Consider the following 12,433-nt stretch of genomic DNA (forward strand, 5'->3'; position numbering starts at 1 on the left):
TATAAAAAGGGGAATTCGATGCTGTTGTCCGGAAATGCCATGGAAGAGGGAGGCGGTTCGGTCGCCCCCGTCCTGTCCGTCCGTAACCTGTCCACATCCTTCCGCGTCGGCGATGAGTGGAAGACCGTGGTGCGCAACATTTCCTTCGATATCGCGCCGCGCGAGACGGTGGCGATCGTCGGCGAATCCGGATCGGGCAAGTCGGTGACGTCGCTGTCGATCATGCGGCTTCTGCCGAAGAAGACGAGCCGGATCGAGGGGCAGATCTTCCTGCAGGGCAAGGAACTGGTGGCGCTGCCGGAAGAACAGATGCGGCAGGTGCGCGGCAACGACATCTCGATGATCTTCCAGGAGCCGATGACGTCGCTTAATCCTATTTTTCCTATAGGCAAGCAGATCGCCGAGGCGCTGACGGTCCACCGGAGTATTTCCAAGGCTGAGGCGAAGGCGGAAGTCATCCGGCTTCTGGAAAAGGTGCGTATTCCGAACGCCAAAAGCCGGTTCGACGAATATCCGCACCAGTTTTCGGGCGGCATGCGACAGCGTGTGATGATCGCCATGGCGCTCGCCTCCAAGCCGAAACTGCTGATCGCCGACGAACCGACGACAGCGCTCGACGTGACGATCCAGGGGCAGATCCTCGACCTGATCAAGCAGCTGCAGGAAGAGGAGGGCATGTCCGTTCTCTTCATCACCCACGACATGGGCGTGGTGGCGGAAGTGGCCGACCGGACGATCGTGATGTTCCGTGGCGACCAGGTGGAGACCGGGCCGACCGGCAATATCTTCCATCGCGGCGAGCATCCTTATACGCGGGCGCTGCTTTCAGCCGTGCCGCGGCTAGGTTCGATGGGCGATCGCAAGCTGCCGCTGCGCTTCCCGAGTATCGACATCAATACCGGCGAGCAGCAGGTTCTGGCCGACGTGACCGATACGGTCGCCAAGGGCAAGACGCCGATCCTCGACGTGCGCGACCTGACGACGCGCTTCGACATCCATTCCGGCCTCCTGGGCCGCAAGACGGGTGCGGTGCATGCGGTGGAGAAGGTTTCTTTCGATCTCTACGAGGGCGAAACGCTTTCGCTGGTCGGCGAATCGGGCTGCGGCAAGTCGACAACCGGGCGTTCCGTCACACGGCTGATCAACCCGACGAGCGGCAATGTCACGCTCGACGGCTACGATGTGATGAAGCTAGACCAGCCTACGCTCCGTCACATGCGCCGGTCTGTCCAGATGATCTTCCAGGACCCGTTCGCCTCGCTCAATCCGCGCATGAGCGTCGGATCGGCGGTGATGGAGCCGTTCGTCGAGCACGGGCTCGGCACCAAGGCGCAGGCACGCGAAAAGGCGGCGGCGCTGATGGAAAAGGTCGGCCTTTCCGCCGACATGATGAAGCGGTTCCCGCACGAGTTTTCCGGCGGTCAGCGGCAACGCGTGGCGATTGCCCGCGCGCTGATTCTCGACCCGAAGGTGATCGTCGCGGACGAGGCGGTCTCGGCGCTCGACGTGTCGATCAAGGCGCAGGTCTGCAACCTGCTGCTCGACCTGCAGCAGAGCCTGAAGCTCGCCTTCCTGTTCATCTCCCACGATATGGCGGTGGTGGAGCGGGTCAGCCATCGTGTGGCGGTCATGTATCTCGGAGAGATCGTCGAGATCGGGCCGAGGGCTGCGGTGTTTGAAAATCCCCAGCATCCCTACACGAAGAAGCTGATGGCGGCGGTGCCGGTGCCTGATCCCGCACGTCGCTCGATGCGCCGCAACATGGCGGTAGACGAGATCAAGAGCCCGATCCGCAGCGTCGACTACGTACCGCCGGTCAGGGAGTACCGCGAGGTCTCGGCCGGGCACATCGTGCAGGTGGCGTAACCGTACGGACACATCGCCCCCGGTTTCGCGGGGGGCGACGTCAGCGGATCATCGGCCAGGTGTCGGAGAGCTTGTAGCCGGCCGGGAAGGGATCGTCCGGATCGAGCATCAGCTGCGAGGTGCCGCTGATCCAGGCGCGACCGGTAATCGATGGGATGATCGCCTTTTCGCCGGCGATCGTGGTTTCCTCGACGATCTTTCCGAGGAAGCGGGTGCCGATGATCGAGATGCCCAACAGGCTGTCGCCCCGTTTCAACTGGCCACGGGCGTTCATGAGCGCCATGCGGGCTGATACTGCGGTGCCGGTCGGCGAGCGGTCGATCTTGCCGGGCTGGATGGCGACCACCGACTTTGCCATCAACTGGCCGTCTTCCTCGTAAGGCTTGCCGGCGAAGAGGCAGAATGAAATGTGGTTCCAGCCGGTGTCTTCCGGGTGGGAGAAGCCCAGCTGCTGGTTGGCGGCCTTGGTGATCCTGATGCCGGTCTCGGCGATCAGGCGGGCGTTTTCCGGGATGAGGTCGATGCCGATCTCTTGCGCATCGACAACCACGAAGCTGTCGCCGCCATAGGCCGTGTCGACCCTGATCGTGCCGAGGCCTGGAACATCCAGCCTGGCATCCAGCTTCTGGGCAAAGCTTTTGACATTGGTGACGGTGATGCGTTCTGCCTTGCCGTTGCGGCACTCGGCTTCTACTTCGACGAGGCCTGCCGGCGCTTCGAGCACCATTCTCGTAACCGGCTCGGTCATCGGAATGATGCCGCTGTCGAGCAATACGGTCGAGACGCAGATCGAGTTCGAGCCGGACATGGGCGGCGTGTCTTCCGGCTCCATGATGATCCAGCCCATCTGGGCTTTCGGGTTTTTGGGCGGGACAAGCAGGTTGATGTGGCGGAAGACGCCGCCGCGCGGCTCGTTCAGGACAAAATTGCGCAGGCTCCGGTCTTTGGCGATGAACCGCGACTGTTCCCAGATGGTGTCTCCCGGCGGCGGTGCTACTCCCCCGACGATCACATCGCCGACTTCGCCTTCAGCATGGCAGGTGACGACATGGATGATCTTCGACGTGCGCATTCTGTCGGCCCCGAATGTTGTACGGTCGGCAATTAACAGTCGGCATCGGGCGTATTGTCAAGCGGCAGGCGGTTGCTGGGAACGCAGGGCAACCGTTTGAAACATGGGATTTTTTCGCAAGCGTCCTGCCGTCGTGCATCGTGATTGGCTAGGGCTTTTTCCCGCCGGATATTTTGCTCGCGCAAATTTCATATCCTCAAAGCAACAGTTTGACAGCCGCTCTGAAAACATGTCAGCAAATTGCCAGAGGAGATTTCTGCATGGCAAAACGGTCTGACAACCAGGGGCGGCTGGATGATGCGGCGAGAGCCGGCTGGCTCTATTACGTGGCCGGGCGCACGCAGGACGAAATCGCATCGGCCATGGGGATTTCGCGACAGTCGGCACAAAGGCTCGTATCGCTTGCGGTTGCCGAGCGGTTGATCAAGGTCAGGCTCGATCATCCGATCGCCGCCTGCCTGGAACTGGCCGAGCGGCTCAAGGCAAAATACGGGCTGCGTCATTGCGAAATCGTGCCAAGCGATACGTCCGGTTCGTCGTCGACCATCGGTATCGCCGAGGCGGCGGCGGCAGAAATCGAACGATGGCTGAAGCGACCGGAGCCGATCGTCATCGCCATCGGAACGGGCCGCACGCTGAAGGCAGCTGTCGACCAGCTGCCGCCGATGGAGTGCCCGCAGCATCGCATCGTGTCGCTCACCGGCAATATCGGGCCGGATGGCTCTGCCGCGTTCTACAACGTCATCTTCTCCATGGCCGATGCGATCAAGGCTCGGCATTTTCCCATGCCCTTGCCGGTGCTCTGTTCCTCTGCCGAGGAGCGGGAGACCCTGCATGATCAGGCGCTGGTGCGCTCGACGCTGTCGCTCGGCGCGCAGGCGGATGCAACCTTTGTGGGTATCGGGGAGTTGGGTGTCGACGGCCCGCTCTGTGTCGACGGATTTCTCGACAGCGAGGATATGGTCAAGCTCGTCGAAAGTGGTGCGGCAGGCGAAATCTGCGGCTGGGTCTATGACCAGAAGGGGAGGCTTCTGGAGCATGCGGTGAACGAGCGCGTCGCAAGCGTTCCGATACCTTCACGGGACACGAGTTCCGTCATCGGAATTGCCCAGGGCACGCGGAAAATTCCGGCCATGGCAGCGGCGCTGAAGGGCGGATTGATCAACGGAATTATCACCGACGAGGCGTCCGCTGAGCGGTTGCTCGCCCTGTGAGCAAATAATTTAGTCAATATAATCAATATATTAAAACGTTTAAATCGCAGTGCAGCAACGAATCCGTGTTGACTTCTGTCAGCCGATAGTAAGTAATTGCCCATGAGCAAAGCGAATGCTCGCAAACATCTTCTCGGGAGGAAGATATGACATTGAAGACTTTTTTGCTGGGCGCATGCTCGGCCATGGCTTTCGTCGCCTCGTCGGCATCTGCCGAAACCCTCACCATCGCAACGGTCAACAACGGCGACATGGTTCGCATGCAGTCGCTGACCTCGGAGTTCACCAAGGCAAACCCTGATATCGAGGTAAACTGGGTTACCCTTGAAGAGAACGTCCTGCGCGAGCGCGTGACCACCGATATCGCCGCAAACGGCGGCCAGTACGACATCGTCACCATCGGCAATTACGAAGTTCCGATCTGGGCCAAGCAGCAGTGGCTGCTGCCGCTCGAAGGTCTTGGTGACAATTACGACATGGATGATCTGCTGCCGGCGATCCGCGGCGGTCTTTCCGTCGATGGCAAGCTCTATGCGGCGCCTTTCTATGGCGAATCCGCCATGATCATGTACCGCAAGGACCTGTTCGAGAAGGCCGGCCTGACCATGCCGGAAACTCCAACCTGGGAATTCATCGCCGACGCTGCCCGCAAGATCACCGATCGCGGCGCCGATGTCAGCGGCATGTGCCTTCGTGGCAAGGCCGGCTGGGGCGAGAACATGGCGTTCCTCTCGGCTCTCAACAACTCGTTCGGCGGTCGCTGGTTCGACGAAAGCTGGAAGCCGCAGTTCGACCAGCCGGAATGGAAGGCATCGCTGCAGTTCTATGCCGACCTGATGAAGGATACCGGCCCGCAGGGCGCCTCTTCCAACGGCTTCAACGAAAACCTGACGCTGTTCCAGCAGGGCAAGTGCGGCATGTGGATCGACGCGACGGTCGCCGCTTCCTTCGTGTCCAACCCGAAGGACTCGACGGTTGCCGACAAGGTCGGTTACGCGATCTTCCCGAACAAGGAAGGCATCGACAACCACGGCAAGTGGCTGTGGTCGTGGAACCTCGCGGTGCCTGCTTCCTCGCAGAAGGCCGAGGCCGCACAGAAGTTCATCTCCTGGGCAACCAGCAAGGAATATACCGAGCTCGTCGCTTCCAAGGAAGGCTGGGCAAACGTTCCTCCGGGCACGCGCACTTCGCTTTACAAGAACGATGAGTACCAGAAGGCTGCCCCGTTCGCCGCTCCGACGCTTGCCGCCATGGATGCTGCCGACATCACCAAGCCGACCGTCAAGCCGGTTCCCTATACGGGCGGCCAGTTCGTGACGATCCCTGAATTCCAGGCACTCGGCACCACGGTCGGCCAGCTGTTCTCGGCAGTCATCGCCGGCCAGTCGACGGTCGACGACGCACTTGCCGCCGCTCAGGCGACGGCAACCCGCGACATGACCCGCGCCGGATACATCAAGTAAGGGTTTCCTCCCAAGGATAAGGGCTGTCCGGTTCTTCCGGGCGGCCCGCCCCAGACGGGTTCGATGCCGCGCATCTCGCCGTCTTCCTCATCTACCCTATAAAAACAAACAGCATGCCTCCGTGCCGGTCGTTCCCGCCCGAACTGAACCTGCACGGCAACTAGAGCTCCAAGGCTCGTGGGAGGGTCCTAAAAGATGGCAACGCAGAATACCAAGACGTTGGCACGCCTGATGATGGCGCCCTCCGTCATCGTTCTTCTGATCTGGATGATCGTGCCGCTCGCAATGACGCTGTACTATTCGTTCCAGAACTACAATCTCCTGACGCCGATGAATGTCTCGTTCGCCGGCTTCTTCAATTACCAGTATTTCTACACCGACCCCGCCTTCTTCCAGTCGATCTGGAACACGCTGGTCCTGGTGCTCGGCGTGCTCGCCATCACCGTCATCGGCGGCACCGCGATCGCGCTGCTGCTCGATCAGCCGATCTTCGGCCAGGGCATCGTGCGCATCCTGGTGATCTCGCCCTTCTTCGTCATGCCGCCGGTCGCGGCGCTGATCTGGAAGAACATGATCATGCATCCGGGCTACGGCGTGTTTGCCGACATCGCCAAGTTCTTCGGCGCACAGCCGGTGGACTGGTTTGCGCAGTACCCGTTGTTTTCCGTGATCATCATCGTCGCCTGGCAGTGGCTGCCATTCGCGACGCTGATCCTGCTCACCGCGCTCCAGTCGCTCGACAGCGAGCAGAGGGAAGCAGCGGAGATGGACGGCGCGAACTTCTTCAACCGCTTCATCTACCTGACGGTGCCGCATCTTTCGCGCGCCGTTACCGTCGTCATCCTGATCCAGACGATCTTCCTGCTCGGTATCTATGCGGAAATCCTCGTCACCACCAATGGCGGACCGGGCTACGCTTCGACCAACCTCACCTTCCTCATCTATCGTACCGCACGTCTCGGCTATGACGTCGGCGGCGGTGCGGCAGGTGGTATCATCGCCGTCGTTCTCGCCAATATCGTCGCCATCTTCCTGATGCGCGCCGTCGGCAAGAACCTGGACAAGTAGGGGAGAAGATCATGGCACGCAAAGTAACAACCGGAGCCAAGATCGGCTGGACCATCGCCGCATGGGTCGTGGCACTCGTCATCTTCTTTCCGATCCTCTACGCATTCGTCACCAGCCTGAAGACGGAACAGGAAGCCATTGCCGGCTTCTCGCTCATCCCCTCCGGCACGTTCGAGAACTATGTCACGGTGCAGACGCAGCGTGATTACTTCAAGCCGTTCATGAACTCGGTCATCCTGTCGGTCGGCTCCACCATCCTGGCGCTGATCATCGCGATCCCGGCCGCGTGGGCGATGGCGTTCTCGCCGACCAAGCGGACGAAGGACATCCTGATGTGGATGCTGTCGACCAAGATGATGCCGGCGGTCGCGGTGCTGCTGCCGATCTTCATCCTGTTCCGCAATTTCGGCCTGCTCGACAGCCGCATCGGCCTCACCGTCATGCTGACGCTGATCAACCTGCCGATCGTCGTGTGGATGCTCTACACCTACTTCCGCGAAATTCCCGGCGAGATCCTGGAAGCCGCCAGGATGGACGGTGCGAGCCTGTGGAAAGAGATCGTCTACGTGCTGACGCCGATGGCCGTGCCGGGCATTGCCTCGACGCTGCTCTTGAACATCATCCTTGCCTGGAACGAAGCGTTCTGGACGATCCAGCTGACGACGACCAATGCGGCGCCGCTGACGGCCTTCATCGCCTCGTTCTCGTCACCGCAGGGCCTGTTCTGGGCAAAGCTTTCGGCCGCCTCGACCATGGCGATCGCACCCATCCTCATCCTCGGCTGGTTCAGCCAGAAGCAACTCGTTCGCGGCCTCACGTTTGGCGCGGTTAAGTAAGGAATACCTCTCATGGGAAGCATTACTCTCAAAGGCGTTCAGAAACATTTCGGCGAAGCCAAGGTCATCCCGTCGGTCGATCTGGAAATCAAGGATGGCGAGTTCGTCGTCTTCGTCGGCCCGTCGGGTAGCGGCAAGTCGACGCTCTTGCGCCTGATCGCCGGCCTGGAAGACGTCACCGGCGGCACGATCACCATCGACGGCAAGGATGTGACGGAAGCGGCCCCGGCCGCCCGCGGGCTTGCCATGGTGTTCCAGTCCTACGCGCTCTATCCGCATATGACGGTCAGGAAGAACATCGCCTTCCCGCTGAAGATGGCGAAGATGGATCAGGCGAAGATCGACAAAAAAGTCGAGGATGCCGCCAAGGTTCTGAACCTCACCGACTATCTGGAGCGCCGTCCGTCGCAGCTTTCCGGCGGCCAGCGCCAGCGCGTGGCGATCGGCCGGGCGATCGTGCGCGAACCGTCGGCCTTCCTCTTCGACGAGCCGCTGTCCAACCTCGATGCGGCGCTGCGCGGGACGATGCGTCTGGAAATCAGCGATCTGCACAACCAGCTGAAGACGACGATGATCTACGTCACCCACGACCAGATCGAGGCCATGACCATGGCCGACAAGATCGTCGTTCTCAACCGCGGCAATATCGAGCAGGTCGGTTCGCCGATGGACCTCTACAACACGCCGCGCAACCTGTTCGTGGCGGGCTTCATCGGCTCGCCGCGGATGAACATGATCACCGGCGACTATGCCAAGGCGAAGGGTGCCGTCACCGCCGGCATCCGCCCCGAGCACATGGCGCTGTCGAAGGAGAGCGGTACCTGGAAGGGCACCGTCTCGGTTGCCGAACATCTGGGCGCCGACACCTTCCTGCATCTCGACGTCGATGGCATCGGCCAGATGACGGCGCGTGCCGGCGGCGAGTTCGGCGCAAAGCACGGCGATACAGTCTACCTGACGCCGGATGAAACAAGACTGCACCGTTTCGACGACAAGGGCCTGGCAATCAAGCCCTGATTGAGATCCTACCGGCCTCTTGAACAAGGCCAACCGGAGTATGAGAAGATGACTGTGAAGCTTTCGTTGGCAAGCCTCAAGGATGCCGCTGCGACCGCTGGTGTGCCCGCCTACGATCCGAAGACCCTGACGCCCGGCATTTTGCATTTCGGTGTCGGCAATTTCCACCGCGCCCATCAGGCGGTCTATCTCGACGACCTGTTCAATACGGGCAAGGGCCAAGACTGGGCGATCGTCGGCGCCGGCGTGATGCCGTCCGATGCCGCCATGCGCGACAAGCTCAAGTCCCAGGATTACCTGACGACGGTGGTCGAGCAGGACAACAACAAGACCGGTGCGCGCGTGACCGCGCCGATGATCGACATCATTGCGCCGGGCGAGACCGCGAGCCTGATCGAGACCTTGGCCGATCCGGCGATCCGCATCGTTTCGATGACGATCACCGAAGGCGGCTATTTCATCGACGCGGCCGGCCATTTCAATCCCGCGCATCCGGCGATGGTCGAAGACGGCAAGAACCCGACTTCGCCCAAGACCGTGTTCGGCCTGATCCTTGCCGGCCTGAAGGTTCGCCGCGAGCGCGGCATTGCCCCCTTCACGATCATGTCCTGCGACAATATTCCGGGCAACGGCCATGTGACGGAGAACACCGTCATCGGTCTCGCCAAAATGTCGGATCCGGCTTTTGCCGAGTGGATCCACGGCAATGTGGCGTTTCCGAACTCGATGGTCGACCGCATCACGCCGGCAACCGGACAGCGTGAGGTCGACATCCTCAAAAGCGACTTCAACATCGACGACAACTGGCCGGTGTTCTGCGAAGAGTTCAAGCAGTGGGTCATGGAAGACAATTTCCCGGCCGGTCGCCCGGCGCTGGAAGAGGTCGGCGTGCAGTTCGTGCCCGACGTTGCCCCTTACGAGCTGATGAAGATCCGCATTCTCAACGGCGGCCATGCGACGATCGCCTATCCGGGCGAGCTGCTCGACATCCATTTCGTCCACGAGGCAATGGAACATCCGCTGATCCGCGCCTTCCTTGCCAAGCTCGAGAAGGAAGAGATCATCCCGATCGTGCCGCCGGTACCTGATACAAATCTCGACGAGTATTTCGACCTGATCGAGCGCCGGTTCCTCAACCCGAAGATCGGCGACACCATTCCGCGCCTGGCGCAGGACGGTTCCAACCGCCAGCCGAAATTCATCCTGCCTTCGACGCGCGATCGTCTCGCCAAGGGCGACGACATCATCGGCCTGTCGCTGGTCTCGGCGCTGTGGTGCCGCTATTTCGCCGGCACGTCGGATTCGGGTCGCAAGATCGTGTTCAACGATACCAGCGCGGAAAAACTGCAGGCGGCTGCGCTGAAGGCCAAGGACGATCCGGCAGCCTTCCTCGTCTTTGACGAGATCTTTGGCGAAGTCTCCGGCAACGAACTGTTCCGCAAGCGCTTCGCCCATGCCCTCAAGACCCTCTGGACCGAGGGTACGGCAAAGACCCTGCAGCTTTATCTCGACGACAAGCTGGTTCAGGAATGAGGTGAGACGTGGCGGACGCGGCCGGACAGACAAACGGACCCCTGGTGATCTTCGACTGCGACGGCGTGCTCGTCGACAGCGAGCCGCTTTCGGTCCGGGTTCTGGTCGAGGCCTTCCGTCGCCACGGTATCGAGATGGCCGAGGAGGAAGCCTATCAGCGCTTCCTCGGCCGCAGCCTTGCAACGATGAAGCAGGTGATGGACGAGGAATACGGTTTTCACACGGGGCCGGAATTCCTCGAAAGCCTGAGGGTCGATCTCTACCGGCTGTTTCGCACGGAACTTGAGCCGATCGCCGGGATCGGCGAGACGCTCGACCGCCTGAACGTGCCGCGCTGCGTCGCGTCGTCCAGCAACCCGGACCGTATCCGCCTGTCGCTGACGCTGACCGGGCTGATCGACAAGTTGCCGCATATCTACAGTGCGACGATGGTGAAGAATGGCAAACCGGCTCCGGACCTTTTCCTGCATGCCGCAAGTGACATGGGTATCGAGCCGCATGATTGCGTCGTCGTCGAGGACAGTCCGGCGGGCATCGAGGCGGCGCAGCGGGCGGGAATGACGGTGTTCGCCTTTACCGGCGCATCGCATGCGAATGTCTCCGGTTATCGTGAACGGATCGCTGCGCTTTCACCGGATGCCGTGTTTGACGCCATGCCGGATTTGCTCCACCTTGTGCAAACCTATAAGGAGGGTCGCGGAGGAGCGGCTTCGCAGCAAGCGGTTTAGACCGCGTGTGCAGGCTGCCGCCGTGAACGGTGCAGGGACAGGAAACAGATCCGTATGCGTGACCATCTCGTTGCGGTCGATATCGGCACGACCAGCGCGCGCGCCGGCGTTTTCGATCGCAAAGGCAGATTGCTCGCCAAGGCGAAGCATCCGATCGCCATGTTCCGGCCGAAGGAAAATCACGCCGAACATTCCTCCGAGGACATATGGTCCGCCGCCTGCCATGCGGTGAAGGCAGCACTGGCCGAGTCGGCGCTTGACGCTTCGCGGATTGCCGCGATCGGCTTCGACGCGACCTGTTCGCTGGTCATGCGCGACCGTGACGGCAAGCCGCTCAGTGTCTCGACGACGGGTAGGGATGATCAGGACACGATCGTCTGGCTCGATCACCGGGCGATCGGCGAGGCGGAGACAATTTCCGCGACAGGGCATTCTGTGCTCGACTTTTCGGGCGGGTCGCTGTCGCCTGAAATGGAGATGCCGAAGCTCAAGTGGTTGAAGGAAAAGCGGCCGGAAAGCTGGGCGAAGGCCGGGTTCATCTTCGATCTGGCGGATTTTCTGACCTGGAAGGCGACGGGATCGGCGGCACGTTCGCGCTGTACGGTGACGGCCAAGTGGAATTACCTGGCGCATGAGACACCGGGCTGGAAGCAGGACTATCTGGATCTCGCCGGGGTCGGCGACCTGAAGGAAAAGGCCGGCTTGCCGGACGATACGGCAGAGGTCGGGCGTTCCATTGGACGGCTGTCCGTCGAGGCGGCGCAGGCGTTGGGGCTCGATACCGATGTTGAGGTCGCGCCGGGGCTGATCGATGCCTATGCCGGTGCCTTCGGGGCGCTGGCCGGGGCGGCGAGCGGGCCGGAGCTTGAAACGAGCGTGGCGCTGATCGGCGGCACGTCGAGCTGCATTGTCGCCTTCGCCAGGGATGCCAAGCCCGGCCGCAGCCTCTGGGGACCGTATTACGAGGCGGTTCTGCCCGGCCACTGGCTTGTCGAAGGCGGGCAATCGGCGGCGGGCGCTCTGCTCGACCATATCGTCGAGATGCATGCGGCAGGCGGCGAACCGACGGCGGAACTGCATGGGCGCATCATTGCCCGGATCGGAGAGATGCGCGCCGAAACGGGCGGCGATATCGCCCCCAATCTTCACATCCTGCCGGATTTTCACGGCAACCGCTCGCCGTTGGCCGACCCGCATGCGACCGGTGTGATCAGCGGCCTGACGCTCGACACGTCCTTCGATGGCCTATGCCGGCGCTACTGGCGCGGCTGCGTTTCGATTGCGCTCGGGATCCGCCATATTCTCGATGCCATGCAGGGCTTCGGCTACCGGTTTACGACACTGCATGTGACCGGCGGACATGTGAACAACCCGCATCTGATCGAACTCTACGCCGATGTTACCGGCTGCCGGGTCGTCGTGCCGCAGGCGCGCGATGCGGTTCTTCTCGGTACGGCGATGACGGCGGCTGTCGCCGGAGGACTGCATGGATCGCTGTTCGACGCGGCTGCGCAGATGAATGCCGAGGGCCGTGAATACCTGCCGAACCCGGAGCGCAGGGATTGTCACGACCGCGATTACCGGCGATTTCTGGCGATGATCCGGCATCGCGAGGAATTGCGGGCGCTGGCGTAAC

Annotated in this window: 10 protein-coding genes; 9 read left to right on the forward strand and 1 reads right to left on the reverse strand. The window is 61.5% G+C overall.

Annotated features, from left to right (window positions below; genetic code table 11):
* Positions 1-18: 18 nt before the first annotated feature.
* A complete protein-coding gene (locus AC0JZ4_RS09025) occupies positions 19-1,866 on the forward strand; it encodes an ABC transporter ATP-binding protein (RefSeq protein WP_471886047.1) in 1,848 nt (615 codons plus the stop codon).
* A gap of 40 nt (positions 1,867-1,906) precedes the next feature.
* On the opposite strand, the gene AC0JZ4_RS09030 is transcribed toward AC0JZ4_RS09025, so the two are convergent.
* Positions 1,907-2,938 (reverse strand): trans-3-hydroxy-L-proline dehydratase, encoded by a 1,032-nt coding sequence (locus tag AC0JZ4_RS09030; RefSeq protein ID WP_471886048.1) that lies wholly within the window; start codon positions 2,936-2,938, stop codon positions 1,907-1,909.
* 260 nt (positions 2,939-3,198) lie between these two features.
* Between AC0JZ4_RS09030 and AC0JZ4_RS09035 the strand changes: the two genes are divergently transcribed.
* The 8 genes from AC0JZ4_RS09035 (at position 3,199) to AC0JZ4_RS09070 (ending at position 12,432) form a co-directional block, all read left to right on the forward strand.
* Positions 3,199-4,152: a sugar-binding transcriptional regulator gene (locus AC0JZ4_RS09035; RefSeq protein WP_471886049.1), complete on the forward strand. Its 954-nt coding sequence runs from the start codon at positions 3,199-3,201 to the stop codon at positions 4,150-4,152.
* Positions 4,153-4,298: 146 nt separating this feature from the next.
* Positions 4,299-5,615 (forward strand): ABC transporter substrate-binding protein, encoded by a 1,317-nt coding sequence (locus AC0JZ4_RS09040; RefSeq protein ID WP_471886050.1) that lies wholly within the window; start codon positions 4,299-4,301, stop codon positions 5,613-5,615.
* A 195-nt stretch (positions 5,616-5,810) separates the two neighbouring features.
* Positions 5,811-6,683 carry a carbohydrate ABC transporter permease gene (locus AC0JZ4_RS09045; RefSeq protein ID WP_471886051.1) on the forward strand — a complete coding sequence of 291 codons (873 nt, stop codon included), beginning with the start codon at positions 5,811-5,813 and terminating at the stop codon, positions 6,681-6,683.
* Between the two features lie 11 nt (positions 6,684-6,694).
* Complete coding sequence (locus AC0JZ4_RS09050) at positions 6,695-7,519, forward strand: carbohydrate ABC transporter permease (protein WP_471886052.1); 825 nt, start codon at positions 6,695-6,697, stop codon at positions 7,517-7,519.
* A gap of 12 nt (positions 7,520-7,531) precedes the next feature.
* A complete protein-coding gene (locus AC0JZ4_RS09055; protein ID WP_471886053.1) occupies positions 7,532-8,536 on the forward strand; it encodes an ABC transporter ATP-binding protein in 1,005 nt (334 codons plus the stop codon).
* A 48-nt stretch (positions 8,537-8,584) separates the two neighbouring features.
* A complete protein-coding gene (locus AC0JZ4_RS09060; protein ID WP_471886054.1) occupies positions 8,585-10,069 on the forward strand; it encodes a mannitol dehydrogenase family protein in 1,485 nt (494 codons plus the stop codon).
* A gap of 8 nt (positions 10,070-10,077) precedes the next feature.
* Entirely contained in the window at positions 10,078-10,797 is a 720-nt protein-coding gene (locus AC0JZ4_RS09065) for an HAD family hydrolase (RefSeq protein WP_471886055.1), read from the forward strand.
* Between the two features lie 54 nt (positions 10,798-10,851).
* Positions 10,852-12,432: an FGGY-family carbohydrate kinase gene (locus tag AC0JZ4_RS09070; RefSeq protein ID WP_471886056.1), complete on the forward strand. Its 1,581-nt coding sequence runs from the start codon at positions 10,852-10,854 to the stop codon at positions 12,430-12,432.
* Position 12,433 lies beyond the last annotated feature (1 nt).

Source organism: [Rhizobium] kunmingense (genome assembly GCF_977018605.1).

Bases quoted from the DNA above. Each gene is read 5' to 3' on its own strand.
- AC0JZ4_RS09070 (WP_471886056.1), top strand. From the start codon at position 10,852: ATGCGTGACCATCTCGTTGCGGTCGATATCGGCACGACCAGCGCGCGC.
- AC0JZ4_RS09045 (WP_471886051.1), top strand. From the start codon at position 5,811: ATGGCAACGCAGAATACCAAGACGTTGGCACGCCTGATGATGGCGCCC.
- AC0JZ4_RS09050 (WP_471886052.1), top strand. From the start codon at position 6,695: ATGGCACGCAAAGTAACAACCGGAGCCAAGATCGGCTGGACCATCGCC.
- AC0JZ4_RS09060 (WP_471886054.1), top strand. From the start codon at position 8,585: ATGACTGTGAAGCTTTCGTTGGCAAGCCTCAAGGATGCCGCTGCGACC.
- AC0JZ4_RS09055 (WP_471886053.1), top strand. From the start codon at position 7,532: ATGGGAAGCATTACTCTCAAAGGCGTTCAGAAACATTTCGGCGAAGCC.
- AC0JZ4_RS09035 (WP_471886049.1), top strand. From the start codon at position 3,199: ATGGCAAAACGGTCTGACAACCAGGGGCGGCTGGATGATGCGGCGAGA.
- AC0JZ4_RS09040 (WP_471886050.1), top strand. From the start codon at position 4,299: ATGACATTGAAGACTTTTTTGCTGGGCGCATGCTCGGCCATGGCTTTC.
- AC0JZ4_RS09025 (WP_471886047.1), top strand. From the start codon at position 19: ATGCTGTTGTCCGGAAATGCCATGGAAGAGGGAGGCGGTTCGGTCGCC.
- AC0JZ4_RS09030 (WP_471886048.1), bottom strand. From the start codon at position 2,938: ATGCGCACGTCGAAGATCATCCATGTCGTCACCTGCCATGCTGAAGGC.